We start from the raw sequence: 23752 nt of genomic DNA, 5'->3' as shown, positions 1-23752 counted from the left end.
AATGAGTACGAAACGTGTCATTATCGCTGGTGGTGGAACGGGTGGACATATTTACCCGGGGATTGCCATCGCCCGCGCTCTGCAAAAGATGGATCCCACAGTTGAAGTTCATTTTGTGGGAACGTCCCAAGGTTTAGAAAAAAAGATTGTTCCTCGCGAAGGATTTCCTCTTCACCTTATCGAATCAGGCAAACTCAACGTTCCTAGTCTTTCTCGCAAAATTAAAACTCTCTTTAAAATTCCAGTGGGATTGTGGCAGTCGGTGCGATTGTTGTGGCAGTTGAAGCCGCTTTATGTGATTGGAGTTGGTGGTTATGCTTCCGGTCCGTTCGTGTTGGCAGCCAGCATTATCGGCTTTAATACGGCCGTGTGGGAACCGAATGCGATGCCTGGAATGGCCAACCGTTTGCTCTCCCGATTCGTCGATAAGTGCTTTGTTGTCTTTAATGAAGCTCGTCAATTTTTAAAAAGCGACAATATTATTCAAACCGGAATGCCAGTTCGTGAAGAGATCGAAAAAGGTGGGCATCGAACTGATAGCGATGGATTGTTCCATGTCTTAGCGTTCGGGGGCAGTCAGGGAGCACGCGCTATTAATTATTGCCTACGTGACGCTTTGAACGGCGGCGGTGAATGGACGAAGGATATCTCAGTTGTCCATCAATTGGGTTCTTTGGATTTTGCGGAAGTGTCTGCAAAATATAAAAACGCTCCATTTAAAGTCGAAGCACATGAGTTTATCTTTGATATGCCAAAATACTATCAGTGGGCTGACATAATAATATGTAGAGGCGGAGCGAGTTCTTTGGCAGAAGCCGCCGCTTTCGGCATTATTCCCATCGTCATTCCTTTGCCGGCTGCGGATGACCATCAGCAGAAAAATGCTGAAAGTCTCGTAGCTCGCAACGCTGGTCGTATGATCTTGCAAAAAGACCTCACTCCAGAGCGTTTGATTTCAGAAGTCCAATCTTTGCGCCACGATAAAGCTTTGCGTGATCAGATGGTTCAGAATATAAAGAGCTTTTACATCCCTCAGGCGGCGACAACGATTGCCAAGGAAATATTGCAATGAAATTACAACACGCCAAATTCCATTTCGTAGGTGTCGGCGGTATCGGTATGTGCGGGCTCGCGGAGCTTTTGCATAATATCGGCGCGAAAGTCAGCGGCAGCGACATCTCTGAAAACGCGAATACAGAACGACTTAAAGAGCTCGGAGTTAAAATTTATAAAGGCCATGCTTCTTCCAATGTGGGTGAAGCTGATGTGGTCGTTTATTCCAGTGCGATTCAATACGGAAATCCCGAGATTTCTGAAGCACGCGCTCGTCAAATTCCATTGATCCCTCGTGCGGAAGCATTGGCAGAGATCATGCGTTTGAAGCGTGGGGTTGCTGTTGCCGGAACGCACGGTAAGACAACGACAACTTCCATGACGTCTGCGATTTTCTTGCAGGGTAATTTAAGTCCTACAATTGTTGTTGGTGGTCGTTTTGAATTGATCAAATCAACAGCGATGTTGGGGTCAGGTGAGTGGTTGGTCGCAGAAGCAGATGAGTCTGACGGAAGTTTCAACAAACTTTCTCCGGAAGTGGCGATCATCACCAATGTCGACTCGGATCACTTGGATCACTACAAAACATACGAGAACTTGCAAAAGGCTTTCTATGATTTTGCGTTGAAAGTTCCATTCTATGGAAAAGTCATTGCTTGCGGTGATGATCCAACAGTTCGTCAAATTTACGAAAATTTCCCGAAACGAATTTTATACTACGGTTTTGATGACAAGAATGATTTGGTCGTGAGTGGTGCAGAAGGAAAGTATTCTCTGTATCGTAACGACCGTTTGATGGGAACTCGTCATTATATCGGTGATTTTGAGTTGAAAGTTCCAGGACGTCATAATGCCTTAAATGCCGTGGCTGCGATTTCTTCAGGTATGGCTGCGGGTATTCCGTTTGCGGTTTGCGCGGCGGGCTTGCAAAGATTTGAAGGTGTGGATCGTCGTTTCCACTTTAAAGGTGAGAAGTCCGGTATCAAAGTTTACGACGATTACGGACATCATCCGACAGAAGTGCGTGCGGTGTTGCAGGCCTTCCGTGAAAAGTATCCTAAGAATCGTCTTGTCGTGTTCTTCCAACCGCATCGTTATTCACGTACGCAACATTGTTGGCATGATTTTACGACAGCCTTTATGGAAGCAGATGAAGTGTTGCTGACGGATATTTATCCAGCGGGTGAAGCGCCAATTCCAGGGATCACTTCAGAGAAACTGTCTCAAGAAATGAAACACGAACACACGCAATACTTCCAGCGCGACGATAAGTCGGCGCTGAAAATCGTTTCTATGCTTAAACAAGGGGATGTCTTTGTCACCCTGGGAGCGGGGGACGGCTGGAAACTCGGTCTCGACGTTCTTCAGAAACTCTAGCTTCGATGCGGGAATTTGGAGAGGGCTATGCTACTCCGAATTTCCGCGGCACGCATCCTTGCTCAGTTGCCGCTCGCCTGCGGCGAGTTCGCGCCATCGTGGCGCCGGCAAAGGCCGCTCCAATTCGAAGTAGCATAGCCCTCTCCAAATTCTTGCTCGCAACTTAATTCCTTTACGTTGTAACACCAAAGTCTAGTGGGCTTTCGAAATACGAGCTTTGTAAGTAAACTGAATTTAGGCGGTCTTTTTTTCTGCTTAAATGGGGAATGCTTTGAGGCAAATACTTTTTATCGCGTTCGTACTTTCAGTTTCAAATTTGGCGTTGGGTGCCCCATCTTCTGTTCAAATTATTTCTAAAAAACAGGTTCGTGATTTGTTTGTTCAGAAAACGGGGTTGGAGTTGGGGGATTTAGTTTCTGCTATTAAAGGAGAGACGAGTGCTCGTAAGAAGATTCAGAAGTTTTCGCTGACGCAAAATCCTGATGCGGTTCTGGCTTCGTTTGATAAACAAATCGAAAAAATGAAAGCGGATTGTTCCAAGTCGTCTTCGTCGCCTACATTGTGTGGTGAGCAGGCGGCGGAAATCTCAAAAGGTGTTGCTGCTTTAAAGGGACATTCTCATAAAGCGCTGGCAGGGGATTTAACCCCTAAAGCACTTCAATGGCATTTGGCGGTCGTAAGTCATGTCGTCGATGAACAAGTTTTAGTACCACTGATGAAAACTTGGGAAGTGGCATGTGATAAATCGGGAAAATTAAATACACCTGAGTGCAAGGCCTCATTTGAAAATATCGGACGCCTTCAGGAACTCATGTCGGATTTGCTGAGCTGGAACGTTAAATACTATGCAAGTGCTCATGCTCCAAAGATCAGTGAGTCGACAGTTGTAGAGGTGGTAAAAGCCTATGAGAAATAAGCTGCTTCTGACGTTACTTCTCACTTTTCCGATATCATATTCTTTTGCGCAAGAAAACACCCCGATGGGTATGATGATCTCGAATGGGATTCAATTTCCCATGCCCGCAAAAAAATACCCCCTTCCTGTGAATGCCCACTATTGTCGGGAGCAGGAAAAAAGATGTGCTGACCAGAAAATGGAAGAAGCTGATATTTGTCTTATTGGACCTAACACTCTGGATGGGGTGTCGACGAAAATGTCGGTGTACCGCTGGTGCGGCTACAACTCTGATAAGTATCCGATTCAGTCGCAAGAAGATCTTCGTAAAGTATTTGATTCACTCTTAAAAAAATGCGTGAAAATTAAAGATCTCCGGATATTTGCGCACGGGGCACCGGGAATTGCGCAAGTTATCGAAAATTCAAATTTAGATCTCAATACAACTCGCGAGCAGTTTGCGAGCTACAGCTGTCTGATGGCTCCCAACGCCAATATTGCCCTGATGTCTTGTAATACGGGACGAGGGTGTCGCGGTGAGGATTTTATGGCGAACTTTGCCCAGACGATGTTGCCAAAAGGTGGTACGTTTACGGCGAACACCAATTACGCGCTCTACGGCAGCATTTTTGCGATTACGTCGCCGATTGTAATTAACCTGACGCAAAAGCAAGTGACCTACAAGCCAAACAGTTGGCCTCGATTTGAATGGAATTATTTGGGTCAGGTCAGTGGAATTAAAGATAGCTTTAAGCAAGATACTAAAACTTGCGTTGATGAATTAAAAAAAGCCATTGATCAGTTTAAAGAGAGCTCCAAAGATGCTGAAGATCAGAATTGCGCCGGGATGTTTAAATCCAAATTGAGAGATGCTGAAGTTTTATTGGCAAAACTCTCGAAACCGCAAATTGAAGATTACCGTAATTCGAAAAAATATTTTAAGAAGGATGCGCCTCAATATGCGGAGGTTTTGGATTCGTTGGAGAACACGGCACGCTTTTTATATCAAGGGCATTGCGACAAGCAGGACACTCCAACTCCGGGCAATACACCGTCTGAGTGGAAAAACGGTGTATTCGAATAACTACAAGAGCACCGCGCTATGAGGCGCGTTTGTCTGCGCCTGAAATAATACTATTCAAATCATGGACGGCTTGACTCATCACTCCGGCTTGGCGGTTGAGTTCGCCTGAGGCGTCTGCGCATTCTTGAGCAGATTCCGCGTTGGCTTGGGTGATTTTGTCCATGTCTGTGAGTGCGCGATTGATTTGGACGATGCCTTGTTCTTGTTCATTACTTGCCGTTGAGATTTCAGCATTCAATGTTGAAAGGTCTTCGATTGTTTTTACAATTTCTTTTAGTGAAGCCTCACTTGATTTTACCACTTCGTGACCTTGGTGAATCTTCTCAACGGAGTCCGTGATCAAGTTTGAAATTTCTTTAGCAGACGTTGCACTTCTTTGCGCAAGACTGCGAACGGCATCGGCTACGACAGCAAAGCCTTTTCCGTGTTCTCCAGCGCGGGCAGCTTCGACGGACGCGTTCAATGCTAGAAGATTTGTTTGGAAGGCGATGTCGTCAATCACGGTGATGATTTCTTCGATTTTTTTCGAACTCGTTGAAATCGCATCCATGGATGTTGTGAGCTTGCGCACTTCCTGTTCGCCACGGCGGGCTTTTTCTTGTGCTTGTTGGGCAAGGTCGCGAGCTTTTTCTGTATGTTGCGAGTTGATTTTCACCATACTTGAAACTTCTTCAGTGGAAGCTGATGTCTCCTCGATCGAAGCAGCAGCCTTCACGGCTGATTGGCTTAAGTGTTGGCTTGATGACATAATGCCTGTGCTTGTTTCTGTAACTTGTTGACCGGCTTTATTGAGCTCTTCAATTCCTTCCAGCAAAGCGCGCATAGGGCGACGAACGAAGTAATAAGAAACTGCTAAGATGAAGAGTGAAATCAAAGATGCCCACATCAAAATAGATATCGATGTATTTGTGGCGGCCTTCGTCACTCGCTCTGTTGATGACGTGACGGCGAACACACCGTGCAGTTTTCCGTCTTTCCAGTTTTCCATGGGGAAGCCTAAAATATCTTTGCCGTTCTTCCACGGACTAGTTTCGGGCGCTCCATGGCAGAGCAAACAGCCTTGGCTCGCAGAAAGGCGGACGGGGCGATAAACGACGACATGAGCATCTTTTTCTTCGGCGATTTGTTTTAAGTTAGGATCGGCTTCAAAGCGCTTCAAAATTTCCATTTCGCTCGCAGTTGCCAGGTTACCTTGGCGGCGAGGAGCATCTGAAAAAACGCGGAAATTGTAACCATCTTTTTCTGACTCTTCGAAACCAACTTTGATGGAAGCAAAGATAGGGACTTTACGAAGTAAAATATCGCGTTCGCTCTCAGGAAGATTTCCATCCGGATGTTTCGCAACAGCTGCATTGATGCTTTCACCAAGATCGCCTTGAGTGGCGATGTAAGAGCGAATGGCTTCAAGTCGTGAAAGGATGGCTTCTGATTTTTCAATCAACTGATCGCGACCTTGTCTATGGACTTTAGACGAGGATATTGCCACGGCTGCCAGAGTACAGATCAAACATGATGCTGCGATATTGATAATGATCTTGCTACTAAGACGCATAGACGTTCCTTTACTGAAAATTCACAACTGCTATCGGGACAAGGCACGGGCGACTATATGACATAGAAGTCACATTATTACTTATTTTCAACAATCTAGACCTTCCGCTGGTTGAAAGACTAAGGTCTTGTTTTGAGGACAGGAATTCTCGTCCTTCTTCTTTATTGATACTCTGAAATTCACGACAGCATGGGGAAACTCTCAGTGAGAAAACTTGTTCTCAAATTCATATTCGGTTTTGTGATTCTTCCGCTCTCAATTGCAGGAACACTTTACTATTTAAATGGTCGTGGTTTTTTCAATATTCAACAAATCGAAGTCGTGCTCGTGGACCCCGTTGAAGGTCAGCGTGCGTACTTAAAACCTCTCGTCGAACAATTGCAAACGTCACTTAAGCCTTATGAAGGTGTTTCTCTTTGGAACATCAATTTGAAAACTGTCGTGCGCACAGTGAAAGGTAATGAGTGGGTGAATCGTGTGGCGCTCAAACGTGCGTGGCCAACGACTTTACAAGTTCACGTGCAAGCGCACGAAGTAAAATTATTGTATCTAGGAAAAAATGGGAAACTTCTACCGGTGATCGGCGATGGAACATTTTTAGATCCGGTAGAGGCGCCCCAAGCTCCTGACGTAGCAGTGCTTGATGGAGAAGTTTTTACCAAGCAATCCGCGCTGAGAAAAAAAGCAGTCGATGTGATTGAGGAGCTTCCTGCTGAAGGATCGTTCAGCAGAAAAACAGTTTCTGAAATTCGCTATGACAGTAAAGAAGGTTTTTGGATGACACTGATCAAGACCGGAATTCAGGTGAAAATCGGGGAAGATCAAGTGGCGTTGAAGGCCGCTCGAGTTGGAAAAGTTGTTGATTATCTTGAAAGTCGTCAGTTTGACGCGCGCGTCATCGACGCGAATCTGTCAAAGAAAGTCCTTGTCAGGTTGCGTAAGGATCCCTAAGCTTAAGTCTGGAGGACCGATCAAAGTCGGGTTTATTCCGATACTTGAACCCTTTAAAATGATTTTTTTGGGCGAGTTCTCCGAGACTTACTTATAGATTAAGCACCCGTGAGGACTTAGGGATGAGCACATCAAAACCGAAAATGCCACTATTGGCTGGTCTGGATATTGGTTCAACCAAGGTTTGTCTAGTTATCGGGACCGTAAATCCAGATGGAAAAATCGAAATCGTAGGCGTCGGCACAGCACCTAATACAGGTATCCGCCAAGGCGTTGTCGTTAATATCGAAGCTACGACTGAATCAATCAAAAAAGCAAAAGAAGAAGCAGAACTCATGTCAGGTTATTCAATCTCTGAAGCCTGGGTGGGGGTTGCTGGTACGCACATCACATCTTTTGATTCTAAGGGCATGGTTGCCATTAAAAATCGCGAAGTCACAGCATCAGAAATCGAGCGTGTGATTGAAGCGGCTAAGGCTGTTAATGTTCCAGCAGATCGCGCTGTTTTGCACGTTTTGCCTCGTGAATTCAAAGTTGATGGCCAAGATGGAATCACCGATCCAATTGGCATGTCGGGTGTTCGTTTGGAAGCAAACGTTCATATTGTGACTGGCAGCCAAAGTGCACTTAATAATTCAATCAAATGTGTCGAAAAAGCCGGCCTCAAAATCTCGGGTCTGGTTTTGAGCCAACTCGCTTCTGCAACATCTGTTATTTCAAATGACGAAAAAAATCTCGGTGTTTGCGTAGTCGATATGGGTGGCGGTGCATGTAACGCTCTTTACTTAGTAAACGGCAGCGTTGCGCACTCTTCGACAATTCCAGTGGGTGGACAACACTTCACTCATGACGTGGCGATTGGACTTCGCACGCCACAATTCGCGGCAGAAGACTTGAAGAAGAAACATGGCTGTGCCATGGCTTCAATGGTTTCTGATGCGGAAACGGTCGAAGTTGAAGGAGTCGGCGGTCGCAAGGCGCGTGTGATTCCTCGTAAAGATTTAGCAGATGTTATTGAAGCTCGTGCTGAAGAGACAATGAACCTTATTGCCAACGACATCCGTATGAGCGGATTGGTTCCAATGTTGGGATCTGGAATTGTTTTAACAGGTGGAGCAAGTCAATTAGATGGTTTGACCGAGATGGGCGAGTTTATCTTTGATATTCCAGTTCGTCGCGGGGTCCCTCGTGAGATCGGTGGGCTAACAGATGTCGTGAAGACTGGAGAATTCGCGGTAGCTGTTGGGTTGTTGCAATATGGTTTGGCACAAAGAAAAGATTTAGTTCAGCACACGCAACAGCACGAAGTGAACCTGGGTGAGTCGATTGATGGACTTACTCGTAAGATCAAAGACTTTTTTGGACAGGTTTTTTAAATTTATTTCTGTGGGGGCTGGAGGCCCCTGTTTCGTGGGGAGGATCGAATGTTTGAATTAGAGGAAAATATCAATATCGGTGCGAATATTAAAGTTGTCGGCGTAGGCGGCGGCGGAAGTAACGCAGTATCCACGATGATCGAGTCAGGAATGACTGGTGTAGAATTCATCGTAGCTAATACAGATATCCAAGCTTTGAATGCAAATAAATCGCCAAATAAAATTCAACTCGGCCTTGATTTGACTAAAGGTTTGGGAGCAGGCGCGAACCCAGATGTGGGTCGTCGTGCGGCGATTGAGTCATATAATGAAATCGTAGAAAAATTAGAAGGTTCAGACATGGTTTTCGTCACCGCGGGTATGGGTGGCGGAACAGGAACGGGCGGAGCTCCTATCGTTGCAAAGATCGCTAGAGAATTAGGCGCTTTGACTATCGGTGTGGTGACGAAGCCGTTCTTGTTCGAAGGTAAAAAACGTGGAAAGCATGCTGAGGGTGGTCTTTCAGAGCTTAAAGAAAACGTTGATACTTTGATCGTTATTCCGAACCAAAAACTTCTTTCGATCGCAGCAGAAAGAACTCCACTTCTTGAAACATTCAAGAAAGCGGACGAAGTTCTTCTTCAAGCAGTTAAAGGTATCTCTGACTTGATCAACATCCGTGGTTTGATCAACTTGGACTTCGCTGACATCCGTACAGTTATGTCGGCAAAAGGTATCGCGATCATGGGAACAGGTGCAGCTCGCGGTGACAACCGTGCAGTTGAAGCAGCAACTGCGGCGATCTCTTCTCCTCTTCTTGAAAATGTTAAAATCGATGGCGCAACTGGTATCATCATCAACGTTACGGGTGGTCCAGAGTTGTCATTGCATGAAGTAAATGAAGCTTCTACTTTGATTACAGAAGCAGCTCACGAAGACGCGGAAATCATCTTCGGTGCGGTTATCGATGAATCAATGGGTGACGAAGTTCGTGTCACAGTTATCGCAACTGGTTTTGATGCGCACGAAGTGAAACTTGTGAACGACATGTCTCAAGTGAACCAAATGCAAAACTTCTTGAACCAACAAGCGATGCAAATGCCGGGCATGAATATGAACATGATGCCGCAAATGCCACAGATGCCGACAATGGCTTCTATGCCGCAAATGCCTCAGATGCCACAAATGCCGGTTATGCCACAGATGCCTCAGATGCCGCAAATGCCTGTGATGCCTCAGTACGCACAAATGCCGCAAGTAGAACTTCCACCGATTGCAACTGTTCAGTCTCAAGTGATGACTTTCGCTCAACCTGAACAACACGTAACTGAGCATGTCACTGTTCCACCAGTTCCCGCTGTGACTCCGCAAATGGCACAACAAGCAGCTCAAAACGTAGCTCCTCAAATGCCAGTGCAACAGCCAGTTCCACAACCGGTTCAACAAGAAGTTGCGACTCCAATCCAACCAACTGCAGAAGCGTCTATCTCTTCTCGCGATATGTTGTTGGCAAAAGCTCGCGCTTTTAAAGAGAGCCAAGAATTGAAAGCTCGTCATCACAACCCAGAGCAATTGTCTATGAACGTCGACCAAGAACAACAAAGCTTGGAAGAAGCTCGTCGCATGGCTCGTGAAGTGTTGAGTTCTCCATTCTCTAGCCAAAACCTTGAAGTTCCTGCTTTCATCAGAAAAAAACAGGGCTTTGATTTGAAACAAGACTAGTGGAAGCCTGGTTTCTTTCAGACATTCACTTAAAAAACGCAGAAGAGCGCAACGGACAAATCCTGTTGCGCTTTTTGCGTTCTTTGCGCGAGAAAAATCCGCGCGAAGTTCATCTCTTTCTTCTGGGTGATATCTTCGATCTTTGGGTTGGGGGACATCAGTACTTCGCTGACAAGTTCAAAGACCTTACAGAAATTCTTGGTGAGCTTCGCAAGTCAGGGATGAAAATTACCTATATCGAAGGTAATCACGATGTCCATGTTGAAGGTTATTTTCAGAAAAAACTCGGCATCGAAGTCTTCGTTGAAGCGCAATTCTATGAGATTGATGGTCTTAGAATCCGCTTAGAGCACGGGGATTTGATCAATCTGCAAGATTACGAATATCTTCGTTATCGCAGTATTATCCGCAATCCTAAAATCAAACCTCTGGGCAATATTGTTCCGGGCTTTGTGTGGAGCTACCTTGGCAATCGCGCCAGTAAAAAAAGCCGCGCTCGCAGCGGTCACTACCGCGCCAAAAATGAATCCAATCTGGTGACGATGATTCGCGCCCATGCCGAACGCGTATATGATGAAAAACCTTTTGATGTGATCATCTCCGGCCACATGCATGTCTTTGACGATCATACCTTTAAAATCAAAGGGCACGATGTTCGCAGCGTGAATCTGGGCTCTTGGTTTGAGGAAAAAGTTCGAGTTTTCCGCCTGAAAGATGGCGAAGGTTCTTGGGTGACGATCGACTAGTGTGAACTAGCCGTTCGAAGCGATTTTCTTTTGTAAATTCGTGATATGTAAAAGCTGCTTGAGGGCGATGAATGCGGGTTTATTAAAGGGCTGACCCATTCCGAACTCGATAAAGTGAATTGCCTCTTCCGGAGTTCTTTGTTCACCTTCGCGACGAGGATCATACATCAAATCCACAAAACAATCAGCCACCGCCACGATACGAGCCAATGGATTTGTTTTGATATCGCGCAGACGGCGAGGGAAGCCTAAGCCCAAAGCGTTTTCATGGTGCTCAAGTACGATGGCGAGCACGTCAGCTGGGATTTCTTTCATGTCTCTCAAAATCTCAACTCCACGAAGAGTATGAGATTCATAATAAAGTACCTCATCTTCAGTCCACTCCATGCGTGGTTTTTCTAAAAGGGCACGAGGGATTTCTTTCATGCCAATATCGTGAAGAAGGGCACCCATTGCGACTTTTTCCAAAGTCGCTTTCATTGTGATATTCATCTGTTCACAGATGAGCATCGAAATGACAGTTGTCGCCAAGCTGTGAGTCACAAGATCACCAGGAAGTTTATTGAAGGTTTCTAAAAACTTATTGAAATCTTGAATTTGGTTTGTTGTGTCTTGGATAAAGCCTGTGATCTGGCGGCATTTTTCGTAAGAGCCGACAAAAATTCCACGCTCAGTTAAATCAGAGATCGCTGAATCCGTCACTCCACGAATCAAAGAAACTTTGACCTGCGGACTGATGTTTTCATTTTTAACTGTCTTACCAATAAGATTTAAATTGAAGGCGACAACGTGAGGATAGTCGTCTTTGCGAACAAAGAGATCCGCCTTTTTCTCTGCCACCATATGAAGAGTGGCAAGATTGCTGGCGTCACCTTTTCTGCCGATGCAAAGATATTGTCCGGAAGGAAGACGAGTGAACACGTCAGCGGAAAGTGGAATGCCATCGGTGAAAAGTTCCCGACTTACTTTCATCATTTCTGCTTCTTTTGCTGCCGTTGTCATATGGTCCCTATCGGACAGCTGAGGAATATTCTTAAAACAAAAATCCCGACCTAGGGCCGGGATTAATATAAAAATACAAAATAGTTTATGAAATCAGGACTTCTTAGAAGTTCATCGTGTAACCAACTAGACCTTGGACTCCCGACATCGTCGTTTGAAGGTCTTTGTTGTTACGCTCCAGTTCGCTTCCGTTTGTACACTGAGATGTACCCGGAAGAGTTGTACAGTTTCCGCTGGTGACTTTGTTTCTTTCGATTGGCAAGTAACGGATATTACCTTCGATTGTTAAGCAATGTGCATCGGTAAAGCAGAAATCCACACCGATACCACCCATGGCACCAAAAGCACTGCCTTCAAAGCCGAGATTGCTAGCGCCGGCATCGATTTGACCTTTAAGGCTGCCGTAGCCAAGACCACCTTGCATGAAGAACTTAATAAATGAATTTTCAAGAGGGTACATACGGAAGATGGGGAACACTGTGAAACCAGTGAGGCTCACGTCGTAGCTCCCGCCAGTTCCTGAACCTTCGGATTTTTGTGTGAAGTAAGAAGGGCGGAATACAAAGGCATACATGGTACGATCAAAACGATAAATCCAGTTCGCTGTGATTTCCCAAGCGCTGCCCAAATCTTTTGTATCAGCGAGTGTTGAGCCATCCGTGTGAAGATCGTCAATAACGCCATTTAAGTCATCTTGGCCAGCATTCACTGTTGAGATCGCAATACCAATGGAGTGGGAACCTGTTGGAAGTGCGGAACCTCCGCCTCTGCGGCTTTGTGCGAAAGCATCTTGCACAGTTAGGGTCGAGAACAAAACAACCGTCGACAAAAAAAGACCCGTTTTACGGACTGCTTTCATATGTGATCCTCCCTGATCAAATGAAGTATGTTGGGCAACTGTATTAGAATCTTTTAATATTGTTTTTCCATCAATGGTATTAGGACCTCTTATAGACAAAGGGCGGGTGTGTCTGCAATCATAAGTCCTATGAAACATCTCGAAGAAAAGACACTCTCAAGTAAGCAAATTTTCAAAGGGCGATACCTCAAAGTGGAGCAAGATAAAGTTCAGGGGCCCGACGGAAATATCTATACTCGTGAGTACATTCTTCACCCGGGTGCTGCCATGATGATTCCACTTCTACCCAATGGAAATGTGGTGATGGTGCATCAGTATCGTCATGCTGTGAAACAAGTTTTTTTAGAATTTCCTGCCGGTAAAAGAGATCATCAAGAAGAAACAATCAAGACCGCAAAAAGGGAACTGTTAGAAGAAACGGGGTACGAAGCAAGTACCTGGAAATTCCTCACGACAATTCATCCCGTCATTGGTTATTCGAACGAACATATTGATTTGTATTTGGCGCAGGACCTCAAAAAAATTGGACAGCAACTTGATACCGGAGAATTTTTAGAAGTAGTTGAAATTGCTCCTCAAGATCTATTGGCGCGCGTTCAAAGAGGTGAAGTGACAGATGTAAAGACTCAGATCGGTGCATTCTGGCTTGATAAAATTTTGCGAGGGGAGTGGAATTAGGAGGGAGGAAGCCCTCATGCTAGTTCAATCCAAAGACAGTTTTAAAACAAAGTCGACTCTTCAAGTCGGCAACAACACCTACACGATTTTCAACCAGAAAAAGATTTCCCATCCAAATCTTAGTAAGCTGCCAATTTCGTTGCGCGTGCTTTTGGAAAATCTTTTGCGTCACGAAGATGGACTTCATGTTAGTAAAGAAGACATTGATTCTCTTCTTAGTATGGATAAAAAATCTCTTTCTCGAGAAATTTCCTTTTATCCGGCCCGCGTCTTGATGCAAGACTTCACTGGCGTTCCTGCTGTTGTTGATTTGGCGGCGATGCGAGATGCGATGAAAAATTTGGGCGGTGATCCGCACAAGATCAATCCACTCGTGCCGGTAGATCTCGTCATTGATCACTCGGTGATGGTGGACTCATTTGCATCACCAAATTCTTTCGATGAAAACGTCAAAGAAGAATTTCATCGCAATTTTGAGCGCTACGTCTTTCTTAAATGGGGGCAAGGCGCCTTCCGTAATTTCCGTGTCGTTCCCCCAGGAATGGGAATTTGTCATCAGGTGAATCTTGAGTATCTTGGTAAAACTGTTTGGCACAATCGTGTGGGACAGGACAACTGGGCTTACCCAGATACGCTTGTCGGTACTGACAGTCACACAACGATGATCAATGGGCTGGCCGTGTTGGGTTGGGGCGTCGGTGGGATCGAAGCCGAAGCTGTGATGTTAGGTCAACCTTTGAGCATGTTGATTCCTGAAGTGGTGGGCTTCCGCTTATCTGGTCAGCTGCATGAAGGTGTGACGGCAACAGATCTTGTTCTGACTGTGACTCAAATGCTACGCAAACGTGGTGTCGTCGGTAAGTTTGTTGAGTTTTATGGCCCGGGTCTTTCCGCGATGAGTTTGGCAGACCGTGCGACGATCGCCAATATGGCTCCCGAATACGGTGCGACTTGTGGATTTTTCCCTATCGACAACGAAACGATTCGCTATTTGAAGTTATCGGGTCGTCCTGATGAAACTATCGAGCTCGTCGAAAAATACGCGAAAGAAACAGGTCTGTGGCGTACGGATGAAAATGAAAAGCACATGCAATTCCACGATACTTTGGAATTAGATCTTTCAACTGTTGAATCTTCGTTAGCAGGACCGAAAAGACCACAGGATCGCGTGCCACTTCTTGAAGCTGCCGCCGATTTTAAATCGCAATTGATTTCAAGCTTTAAAGCCCCAGACACAAAAGTACCGGTTGAAAATGCAAATTATTCTTTAGAGAACGGGGATGTCGTCATTGCCGCGATCACCAGCTGTACGAACACTTCAAACCCTTCAGTAATGATTGGGGCGGGACTTCTGGCGAAAAAAGCTGTTGAAAAAGGTATGCAAGTCAAACCTTGGGTGAAAACTTCGCTTGCTCCAGGATCACAAGTCGTCACGGACTACTTAGCACGCGCGGGTTTGCAAACTTATTTGGATAAACTTGGGTTCAACTTAGTAGGATATGGTTGCACGACTTGCATTGGAAATTCAGGTCCTCTACCCCCAACAATTGCTTCAGCCGTTGAAAAGGGGAACTTGGTTGTGTGCTCGGTCCTTTCTGGAAATCGTAACTTTGAAGGACGCATCAATCCTCATGTGCGCGCCAACTATTTAGCATCGCCATTGCTTGTTGTGGCCTACGCACTTGCCGGACGCATGCAAAGCGATCTGGCACGAGAGCCAATTGGTAAAGATAAAAATGGCGAGCCGATTTACCTTAAAGATATTTGGCCATCACAAAAAGAAATCCGTGAAGCTGTTGAAAAAAGTGTCGAGAGCAAAATGTTTGCCGATCGCTACGAGAATGTCTTCACTGGGACCGATGACTGGCGCAAACTCAATGCGCGTGCGACGGATACTTATGATTGGGCGGCCAGCACTTATATTAAAAATCCTCCCTACTTCGAAGGGATGGGAAAAGCTCCGGGAACATTAAAAAGTATTTCTGGCGCACATATTTTGGCGGTTCTTGGTGATTCGATAACAACAGACCATATTTCTCCGGCGGGAAGCATTAAGAAAGATTCTCCGGCCGGCCGCTATCTGACTTCACATGGTGTTGATGTGAAAGATTTCAACTCTTACGGATCACGTCGCGGAAATGACGAAGTGATGGTGCGCGGAACTTTTGCTAATATCCGTATCAAAAATGAAATGCTTCAAGGTATTGAAGGTGGAATGACCAAATATGTGCCCTCTGGTGAAACCATGGCTATTTATGATGCCGCGATGAAATACAAAGAGAGCCATACCCCACTCGTTGTTTTTGCAGGTAAAGAGTACGGCACGGGTTCTTCTCGTGACTGGGCTGCCAAAGGAACTTTGCTTTTAGGTGTCCGAGCTGTGATCGCGGAAAGTTTTGAGCGTATTCATCGTTCGAACTTAATTGGTATGGGTGTCTTGCCTTTGCAATTCCACGAAGGCGTGAATCGTCAAACATTGGCGTTGGATGGAACAGAGAAGATTGATATTCATGGAATTGAGAGTGGAATGAAGCCTCAACAAGATATCAAAGTTACCATTACGCGCTCATCAGGCAAGAAAGAGGACTTTATAGCCAGATCACGTATTGATACGGCTGTTGAGCTTGAGTACTACCGAAATGGAGGAATTTTGCAGTACGTTTTAAGAAAACTTTAGTCGCGTAAGAAAAGTTGCCAGTCCTTGAGATTATACCGATTGAGTATTTTCTCAAGCTGGCCTGATTTACGAGCGTCGATAAACCAATCGTTTAGATACTGGGGGAGCCCACCGTAGTCAGAATCCTTGGGCTTGCTGACTAAAACAATGGAATTAAAACCAGTCAGTGAAGTTGGCAAAAGCTGCAAATTGGCTTCTGCTTTTTTAAGAAGCGAATAGCTCAAGACATTGTAATCTCCGAGAGCCAAGTCCACTCTTCGATCATAGATCATTTTCACCATGCGGTCTGGAGCATCCGCGCCGGTCAGTTTTGTCACTCTTGGCGTGTTGACGTGATCAAAAATTCCTTCCGTGCCATCGCCGGCGACTCCGGAAAGGACTAAGCGCTTTTTCGAAATATACTCTTCGTCAATTAAGGTCTCTTTGTTTTCCTGTGGTACCAATGCGCCTACGAACATCACTCCTAAAGAAGGGCCGACGAGGCGTATTTGGGAGAGATAACGAACCATGTCCGCAGGAACAATAATGTAATTCACTCGGTGCATCTGCAACGAGGGAATTTGCCGAGATTGCACGATACTTTCAATCTGCAGTGTGAAGTTATTTTTATTCGCAATGTCTTGAAGAATATCAAAAAGATATCCCCCCCATTTTCCAGGCCCTTGCTCGCACAAATAGGGGCAAAGGGGTGGAACGCCTATTTTAATGATCAGTCGTTCGGTTTCTGAACGTCGCAAAGGTGCAAGGCGGCGCTTGGGAGCTGGCTCTGTTTTCCTTTGGGTTGTTGGTACGCCCATCCAGCCAGGATATTGCGCAAGACTTTTTGATGTAACGGGAAAAGTCGGAATTAGTTTTTTGCTCTCAGTCGGCATTTTTTTTAAATGCGCGATCAGAGAACGCGCGGTTTCGCGCCCCAGTTCTGCGCAAAACTGAGCTGAGTCAATCACAGTTAGTTTCTTTTCCTGAATGTTTTGGACCGAAGCCGGGTCTCCATCAAATGTGGCGTGCACGATTTCCGTTCGAGATTTTGCTACAAGCTGTTTTACAATTGTGATGCCGCCGCCGTCATTAACAGTGAGAATTAAATCGACACTGCCTTTTGCTGGAAAATCTTTGAGAAAGTTTTTAACGGCGATTGCACCAGACGTGGGATCCACGGCCTCGTAAGTTTTAAGAACGGTAAAGCGTCGGTCTTGTTTGCGAAGGGCATCGAAAAAGCCATCAACGCGTTCGGTGGTGGAGGAAACTCGAGGATATTCAAAGACGACAATACGAAGATTTTTTTTCGCATCAAAAAGAGAGTTGATATAAATGCCGTTGTCCCAACCGGCCTGATAATTATCACTCGTCACATAAGACAGAATCGAGCCGTTGACGATGTATTGATCGTATGTGATCACCGGGATTTTTTTGCGGTTGGCCTCTTGTAGTCCAAGGGCAAGGGCCGAGTTATCTGTCGGTTGAATAACGAGAGCTGGGGGATTGCTTTGGAGAGTTCGTTCTAATTGAGAAATTTGATTCAGGACACCTTTGCGTCCTTCGCCGGCCACAAATGCTTGAATGTGAATTTCGTCTTTACCAGAGCTGTTGAATTTAGCGATCTCCTCTTCAAAACCCTTTCGCATGGCGACCTGACCCTCAATTTTCATGCTCCAGAAAAGAACGGGAACTTTCCAGGTCGCGGCCCGAGCTTGTGCTGTAGTAAGAAGCAAACAGAGGTAGAAGAAGAAAATGAATTTCACTTCGTCAGTATAACGGCTGGCTTTAAGGGAGCCAAACCCGGAAACGCGATTTTGCTTCTTGTATAGAAGAATAGGAAACACTGTCAGCCGTTAGGGTTTACCTTTTTACCTGTCAAAATATTCGACATGAGTGCCAACAAACAAGGTGTGGTATGCTCCAGCGGTTTAATAAGGAGAAACCAATGAAAGTGAAAGCACTCATCAGTTCCGTGGTTGTTCTTGCGATGGCGCAAACGGCGTCTGCTTCCTTCTGGGGTAAAGTAAAAAACGTATTTCATGACTGTAAATACGAAGAAATCGATCGTCCTTTGATCGAATTTGAAAAAGCCAACACACCTAAATTGGCCGATAACATCGTGGGCGGGTTTTCATTGGACCAAGTTCACGAAAAACCTTGGATCCGTGATTTCCGTTACGTGATCGTTGTCAATAAAGCTGAAAGAGGCCCAACAGCGCAAACAATGCGCGTTTATGAAAATGGGTATCTCATCATCAATACCAAAATTTCAACGGGCCGTGAAGGCTTCGAGTTGAAACGTAAAACTCAAGCTTGCACAGGCGCACCTCCAGCATCTTATTGGTCAAACACTCCAACGGGATATTACACGCCAAAATTCTTGTCTCGTGATCACGAGTCAAGCTCTTGGGACAGTGACATGCCGTTCGCGGTTTTCTTTGACGTTGAAAACGGATTGGCTTTGCACCAAGTTTATCCGAAGTATGCGAAGTATCTGGGAAGCCGTGCTTCTGGCGGATGTATTCGTTTGCCGGAAGGAACTGCGGAAGATGTGTTCAGTCGTGTTGAATTAACCGAAGGAGCGAATACTCCGCTTGTTAACAAAGACGGAACGCCGGTACTTGATGCTCAAGGCAACATCGTTTACTCGACTTCACAAACTTGGGTGAACCCTAAGAACCAAAAAGTGAAGAAGTTCAAAAACTACAGCGCTCTTATTATCGTAGAAGACGTTTCTAACTAACCTCAAAAAAAGCCCGGTTCGACCGGGCTTTTTTTATTTCGCTTTTTGATCGACTTCCAAGATGAAAGCAAATTCCGTGGCTTTTTCTTTAAGCTGGTCGAATCGACCGGATGCTCCGCCGTGGCCAGCCTCTAGATCTGTTTTTAATAGAATCATTGTTGAAGCTTTATTGTGATCACGCAGTTTTGCGACCCATTTTGCCGGTTCCCAATACTGAACTTGCGAGTCATGGAAACCTGTGGTGACCAAAACGTTTGGATATTTTTTGTCTGTGACGTTGTCGTAGGGCGAATACGATTTGATATAGTCGTAGGCGGCCTTTTCGTTTGGATTTCCCCACTCGTCGTATTCTGACGTTGTTAATGGAATTGTATCATCCAGCATTGTTGTAATCACGTCGACGAATGGAACTTGCGCCACCATACCGTTATAGAGGTCAGGGCGTTCGTTCATAACCGCCCCCATCAACAGTCCGCCCGCGCTTCCACCCATGGCGTAAATACGATGACGGTTGGCGTATTTCAGTTTAACAAGTCCTTCTGTGCAATCGATGAAATCGTAGAAGGTGTTTTTCTTATTCATGGTTCTGCCGTTGTCGTACCATTCACGTCCCATTTCCGAGCCGCCACGAATGTGGGCAATCGCATAGACAAAGCCACGATTTACCAAGCTGAAAGCTGAGGAGCTGAACCAAGGGTCCATGTTGGCTCCGTAAGATCCATAGCCATAAACCAGCATCGGTGCTGTCCCATCTAATGGAAGATCTTTTTTCATCACGAGTGAAACAGGGACCTCAGCGCCGTCGCGCACCTTAATAAACAGTCTTTCAGTGCGGTAGAGTTCCGGATCATAGTTAGGAACCTCTTTTTGTTTTTTGAGTTCCTGCGCATGCGTTTTTAGATGCAAATCATAAACCGACGGTGGCTGGCGCATGGATTCGTATTCAAAACGCAGAAGATCTGTGTCAAATTCGCGGTTGTCGCCGACTGAAACCAAATACGCGGAATCTTTAAACGGAATCACGTAAGGATTTTGTCCTTTGTGATCGTAAATAGAAATGCGAGCTAAGCCTTTAGTGCGCTCGTCTAAGACCAGATAATTTTTGAAGACAGTGATATTTTCCACGTACACGTCGGGACGGTGAGGGATGAGTTCTTTCCAGTGCTTCTCATCAGTATGATCAAGGTCCGTCACCATTACTTTGTGATTTTTTGCATTTCGGTTCGACACAATAAAGAACTGTTTCCCATTATCATCGACGGAATATTCATGTTCTCTTTGGCGCGGAGTGAAGATTTTGAATGTCCCATGGGGATGGTCCGCACTCAGGTATTGCACTTCAGATGTTAAAGTACTTCCTGATACAAGATAGATAAATTTATCCGACAAGGATTTGCCAACTCCGACAGAGAAAGTTTCATCCTTTTCAAAATATATCAGTTCGCTTTTATGAGTTTTTAAGCTGTAGCGAAAAACTTTTTCCGTTCTCAAAGTTTCAGGATTGTGTTGTGTATAGAAAATCGTTTCGTTGTCATTGCCCCACGCAACTCCCGGTCGCACGTTTTCGATTTTATCTGGCAACATTTTTCCGGTGCGCAGGTCCTTAAAATAAATTGTATAGAATCGGCGACCCACAGTATCCACGGCGTAGGCCATAATATCGTGGGATGGACTCATCATCGGCCCTGATGATTCGAAGTACGAGTGGTTCTTGGCCAATTCTGGCTCATTTAAAATGATTTCTTCTGGAGCAGTCGGGGATCCCTTGTGGCGAACGTACAACGGATATTGGGCTCCCATTTCGTAGCGGGCGGCATAATAGTAATTGCCGTCTTTTACCGGGACTGTGGAGTCATCTTCTTTCACACGAGATTTTAATTCTGTGAAAAGCTCTTTTTCCAATTTTGCGACCGGCTTCATCATGAGAGCTGTATAGTCATTTTCAGCTTTCAAATGTTTCACGACTTCCGGATTTTCTCTTTCACGCATCCAGAAATATGGATCCACACGCTGATCATCGTGTTTCGAAAGAGCGTGATTTAATTTTTTCGGTTGTGGATATTCGCGTGAACCAGCATGCATACAAGAAACTCCTAGTAGAACAAATAGATAACAGGTGTGTTTCATCTTTATCATTTCAAAATGTTACTGCTTTCTTGAATCAGATAGAAACAAAAAAGGGTCCGACTTAGGTCGATTCGAGTTTATTAAGGAAAACAGCGTCTTAGGGGAGTGCATTAAAAAATATTTTGGCATCGCCTTGACAAGAATAAATTCGAAAACATCTTTTACTCAGAATGATGAACCTATAGAGGAGGTTTGCAATGAGAATTCTAACACCTTATTGGACGCATGAACCTGTGACGACAAATTTTTTCGACGAAGTAGATCGCGTGTTTGCTGATTTAGCAAAGACAAGCCCTGCTGCACGCGTCTCAAGGAACTTCAATCTGGCTGGAGAAATCGCAGAGAGTGCCGAGCACTATCTTATGAGTTTTGATCTGCCGGGAATGAAGAAAGAAGATATTAAAATTGAGATGAAGGAAAATATCTTAACTATTTCGGGAGAGCGAAAACAAGAAGCGAGACCTGAAGGAACGAAGAACGTTCAAAGTTTTGAACGAGTCTACGGCGCTTTCAAGAAAAGCTTTTCACTCCCAACAACTGTGGATGAAGACAAGATTGAAGCGCAATACGAGAACGGTGTTCTCAGCCTTTACTTGCCGAAAACTCCAGTTGCACAAGCTAAAACAATTGAAATCAACTCCGAGAAAGGAAACTTTTTTGGAAAATCTCTAGCGGACTCAACCGCTGCCCACTAACCCTTCCCTAGAGTCTGGTGGTTGAGGTTCTCTTGATCACCAGAACTCCCGAAACCGGTTTGATTCCCCATCAAGCCGGTTTCACCATCATTTTGTAAATGACCAACGAAAGAAGGCCACATACGGCCATAGTTCCACACATTGGCAAAATGGTGCCGTCATGAAGTTTGCTGACAATTGCCGAGAAGCAGGCAGAAATCGTAAATTGCAAAGTTCCCAAAAGAGCAGAGGCACTTCCGGCACTCTGTTTTTGTGTCGCCATTGCACCAGCACTGGAATTTGGAAAGCTCATCCCAAGGCTTGCCACAAATAAAAACACAGGAATTGCAACACCCCAAAAGTTCCAGTTGGAAAATCCCGCAACAGCAAGCACGACTCCCATGCCAGCAAGCCACCAATAGATTTTTCCAAGGATATCTTCATATCCCCAGCGCATCAGCAGGCGACCATTAATTTGGGATGAAATAATAAGTCCCAAAGCATTTGTACCAAAAATCCATCCAAACTTTTCTGCCGGTACACCAAAATGATTGATAAACACAAACGGTGAACCTGTGATGTAAGCAAACATACCGGCTTGAGCGGCACCACCAGAAATCGCAAAACCCAAGAAACGACGATCTTTAAAAATCTTGCCATAAATTTTAAATGAATCCTGAATACGCACACGCGCATCGGGTTTATGTGTTTCGGGGAGGAAAAAGAGAACTGCAAACAAGCAAGCTGCACTTAGTATTGCTAGTAGCAAGAATATGGCGCGCCATCCAAACGTAGTGGAAATATATCCACCTAGAAGAGGAGCCAAAATCGGCGCAATTCCCGTGATCAACATTAACAGTGAAAAGACTTTCGCTGTGTCTTGCTGTGAAAATAAATCGCGAACAGCCGCCCGCGAGATCACCACGCCTGAACAGGATCCCAAAGCTTGCAAAAAGCGAAAGGCAATTAACATCTCAACGTTTTTAGTGAAAGCACAAACCAAAGAGGCCAATGTGTAAATGCCCATTCCCAAATACAGCGGTGGCTTACGACCAAAGCGATCCGTGAGAGGCCCATAAAAAATCTGTCCCAAAGCCAAGCCAATAAAAAATGCTGCTAACGAAAGCTGAACCGAAGAAAGAGACGCATGGAGGTCTTCCGCAATTGCGGGAAACGAAGGCAGATACATATCGATGGACAGGGGGCCAAAAGCGGTGAGGCTTCCGAGTACGAGGAGAACTTGATTGAATCGGACTTCGTTGGTTTGAACTTGAGCTTGTATAGACATAAAACTGTTATACCAAAGAAGTCCGTTGTTTGTTACTGCCTTCAGGAGTGCTTATTAAATATGAGCATCCCTGCTTGGAGGCGTGCGATGAGTAATGTCTGTTGTCATCGCTTTTCGATACGCATCCAAGAATGTCGTACGAGCAAACTCCTCAATAGATGTAGCCGTCGTATTAACTTTGTCACGGCTGACTGTCGCGTTGATAGTTCCATTTGCCAGTGCAGCTTCCATTTCCAGCAGTGAATCGGCCCAATCTTCGCTCATGCCGGCTCCGATATAGTAATTGCGCATTTCTTGTGGCGGCACTTCGACATATTCCAAATCCGGTTTTTGAATTGTATTACCGAGAATGCCAATCGCTTCGTTGAATGTGAGTTCTCGTTCACCTAAGAGATATTCCACATTGTGCGAGGTGAAGTTTGGATTCATCAGCAAGAATGCCGCTCGGGCGGCGATATCGCGAGTGGCGATCATGTGTAGCGGCACATCACCCGGCGTTGTTCCGAAAAAGCGATTCATACTGATAATAGACGGTATTCCAGCCAATAAGTTTTCCATAAAGAAAGTAGGTCGCAAATGCACGATATCAGCATGAGTGATTTCATTGAGTCGCTCTTCTTGATCGTGCAAACCTAAAATCGGTCCTGTGCCGGCTTCCAGCTCCGCGCCGACGCTACTGAGGTTGACGACTTTTTTTAATCCGACTTCTTCGATGGCTTCGGCGATCACTTCACCGATTTTATTTTGATAGAAGCGAACTTCGGTGGCTTTCATATCGGGCGGAATCATAATGAAGGCCGCCGTACAACCGCGCATGGCATCTGCGAGGAACGCAACATGGTTGATATCTCCAATGGCGAACTCAGCCCCGCGGAAAAGTTCTTTGTTGGGGAATTTCCGAGCAACACAGCGTACTTGCTGTCCATTGGCTAAAAGATGAGTGACGATTTTTGAGCCAATCTGTCCTGTGGCTCCAATTACGAGAATCAT

The 23752-nt window shown here is 45.3% G+C and carries 19 protein-coding genes; 12 read left to right on the top strand and 7 right to left on the bottom strand.

Going from position 1 to position 23752, the window contains the following annotated elements; translation table 11 throughout:
• Position 1 precedes the first annotated feature (1 nt).
• From murG to ACLWOR_RS03780, 4 genes are all read left to right on the top strand, one after another.
• Positions 2 to 1072, top strand: coding sequence for an undecaprenyldiphospho-muramoylpentapeptide beta-N-acetylglucosaminyltransferase (gene murG / locus ACLWOR_RS03795; RefSeq protein WP_413939338.1), 1071 nt, complete (start codon positions 2 to 4; stop codon positions 1070 to 1072).
• Positions 1069 to 2430 (top strand): UDP-N-acetylmuramate--L-alanine ligase, encoded by a 1362-nt coding sequence (murC, locus tag ACLWOR_RS03790; RefSeq protein ID WP_413939337.1) that lies wholly within the window; start codon positions 1069 to 1071, stop codon positions 2428 to 2430. The genes murG and murC overlap by 4 nt, the downstream gene beginning before the upstream one ends.
• A gap of 271 nt (positions 2431 to 2701) precedes the next feature.
• Positions 2702 to 3346 carry a hypothetical protein gene (locus ACLWOR_RS03785; protein WP_413939336.1) on the top strand — a complete coding sequence of 215 codons (645 nt, stop codon included), beginning with the start codon at positions 2702 to 2704 and terminating at the stop codon, positions 3344 to 3346.
• Entirely contained in the window at positions 3336 to 4409 is a 1074-nt protein-coding gene (locus tag ACLWOR_RS03780; RefSeq protein ID WP_413939335.1) for a DUF4347 domain-containing protein, read from the top strand. The genes ACLWOR_RS03785 and ACLWOR_RS03780 overlap by 11 nt, the downstream gene beginning before the upstream one ends.
• A 16-nt stretch (positions 4410 to 4425) precedes the next feature.
• On the opposite strand, the gene ACLWOR_RS03775 is transcribed toward ACLWOR_RS03780, so the two are convergent.
• Positions 4426 to 5961 (bottom strand): methyl-accepting chemotaxis protein, encoded by a 1536-nt coding sequence (locus tag ACLWOR_RS03775; protein WP_413939334.1) that lies wholly within the window; start codon positions 5959 to 5961, stop codon positions 4426 to 4428.
• Between the two features lie 204 nt (positions 5962 to 6165).
• Here ACLWOR_RS03775 and ACLWOR_RS03770 point away from each other — a divergent pair, with 204 nt between their 5' ends.
• From ACLWOR_RS03770 to ACLWOR_RS03755, 4 genes are all read left to right on the top strand, one after another.
• Positions 6166 to 6912 (top strand): cell division protein FtsQ/DivIB, encoded by a 747-nt coding sequence (locus tag ACLWOR_RS03770; RefSeq protein WP_413939333.1) that lies wholly within the window; start codon positions 6166 to 6168, stop codon positions 6910 to 6912.
• 122 nt (positions 6913 to 7034) lie between these two features.
• The gene (gene ftsA / locus ACLWOR_RS03765; RefSeq protein ID WP_413939332.1) at positions 7035 to 8288 is read left to right on the top strand and encodes a cell division protein FtsA; all 1254 of its coding nucleotides are present in this window, start codon (positions 7035 to 7037) and stop codon (positions 8286 to 8288) included.
• A 48-nt stretch (positions 8289 to 8336) separates the two neighbouring features.
• Complete coding sequence (ftsZ, locus tag ACLWOR_RS03760; protein ID WP_413939331.1) at positions 8337 to 9989, top strand: cell division protein FtsZ; 1653 nt, start codon at positions 8337 to 8339, stop codon at positions 9987 to 9989.
• A complete protein-coding gene (locus ACLWOR_RS03755) occupies positions 9989 to 10735 on the top strand; it encodes a UDP-2,3-diacylglucosamine diphosphatase (RefSeq protein WP_413939330.1) in 747 nt (248 codons plus the stop codon). Before ftsZ ends, ACLWOR_RS03755 begins: the two co-directional genes overlap by 1 nt.
• 6 nt (positions 10736 to 10741) lie before the next feature.
• On the opposite strand, the gene ACLWOR_RS03750 is transcribed toward ACLWOR_RS03755, so the two are convergent.
• On the bottom strand, positions 10742 to 11737 hold the full coding sequence (locus tag ACLWOR_RS03750; RefSeq protein WP_413939329.1) for an HD-GYP domain-containing protein: 996 nt from the start codon (positions 11735 to 11737) through the stop codon (positions 10742 to 10744).
• 103 nt (positions 11738 to 11840) lie between these two features.
• Positions 11841 to 12596 (bottom strand): hypothetical protein, encoded by a 756-nt coding sequence (locus tag ACLWOR_RS03745; RefSeq protein ID WP_413939328.1) that lies wholly within the window; start codon positions 12594 to 12596, stop codon positions 11841 to 11843.
• Between the two features lie 129 nt (positions 12597 to 12725).
• Between ACLWOR_RS03745 and ACLWOR_RS03740 the strand changes: the two genes are divergently transcribed.
• Positions 12726 to 13274, top strand: a complete 549-nt coding sequence (locus ACLWOR_RS03740) for an NUDIX domain-containing protein (RefSeq protein ID WP_413939327.1) — start codon at positions 12726 to 12728, stop codon at positions 13272 to 13274.
• A gap of 16 nt (positions 13275 to 13290) precedes the next feature.
• Positions 13291 to 15951 (top strand): aconitate hydratase AcnA, encoded by a 2661-nt coding sequence (gene acnA, locus ACLWOR_RS03735; RefSeq protein WP_413939326.1) that lies wholly within the window; start codon positions 13291 to 13293, stop codon positions 15949 to 15951.
• Here acnA and ACLWOR_RS03730 read toward each other — a convergent pair.
• Positions 15948 to 17693 (bottom strand): substrate-binding domain-containing protein, encoded by a 1746-nt coding sequence (locus ACLWOR_RS03730; protein ID WP_413939325.1) that lies wholly within the window; start codon positions 17691 to 17693, stop codon positions 15948 to 15950. The two genes, acnA and ACLWOR_RS03730, sit on opposite strands and share 4 nt — an antisense overlap.
• A 182-nt stretch (positions 17694 to 17875) precedes the next feature.
• Between ACLWOR_RS03730 and ACLWOR_RS03725 the strand changes: the two genes are divergently transcribed.
• The gene (locus ACLWOR_RS03725; protein ID WP_413939324.1) at positions 17876 to 18673 is read left to right on the top strand and encodes a L,D-transpeptidase; all 798 of its coding nucleotides are present in this window, start codon (positions 17876 to 17878) and stop codon (positions 18671 to 18673) included.
• Positions 18674 to 18706: 33 nt separating this feature from the next.
• Here ACLWOR_RS03725 and ACLWOR_RS03720 read toward each other — a convergent pair whose 3' ends face one another.
• Complete coding sequence (locus tag ACLWOR_RS03720) at positions 18707 to 20755, bottom strand: S9 family peptidase (protein ID WP_413939323.1); 2049 nt, start codon at positions 20753 to 20755, stop codon at positions 18707 to 18709.
• Positions 20756 to 20997: 242 nt separating this feature from the next.
• On the opposite strand from ACLWOR_RS03720, the gene ACLWOR_RS03715 reads away from it, so the two are divergent.
• Positions 20998 to 21495, top strand: a complete 498-nt coding sequence (locus tag ACLWOR_RS03715) for an Hsp20/alpha crystallin family protein (protein ID WP_413939322.1) — start codon at positions 20998 to 21000, stop codon at positions 21493 to 21495.
• A gap of 70 nt (positions 21496 to 21565) precedes the next feature.
• On the opposite strand, the gene ACLWOR_RS03710 is transcribed toward ACLWOR_RS03715, so the two are convergent.
• Together ACLWOR_RS03710 and ACLWOR_RS03705 are read right to left on the bottom strand one after the other, a co-directional pair.
• Positions 21566 to 22807, bottom strand: coding sequence for a Bcr/CflA family multidrug efflux MFS transporter (locus tag ACLWOR_RS03710; protein ID WP_413940748.1), 1242 nt, complete (start codon positions 22805 to 22807; stop codon positions 21566 to 21568).
• Between the two features lie 9 nt (positions 22808 to 22816).
• Positions 22817 to 23752 (bottom strand): NmrA family NAD(P)-binding protein, encoded by a 936-nt coding sequence (locus ACLWOR_RS03705; RefSeq protein ID WP_413939321.1) that lies wholly within the window; start codon positions 23750 to 23752, stop codon positions 22817 to 22819.

Origin of the sequence: Bdellovibrio sp. HCB2-146, from assembly GCF_047345725.1 — a bacterium.
GTDB lineage: Bacteria > Bdellovibrionota > Bdellovibrionia > Bdellovibrionales > Bdellovibrionaceae > Bdellovibrio.
The sequence above is the reverse complement of the archived record's forward strand: the minus strand, read 5'-3'. Positions and strand labels throughout refer to the sequence as shown.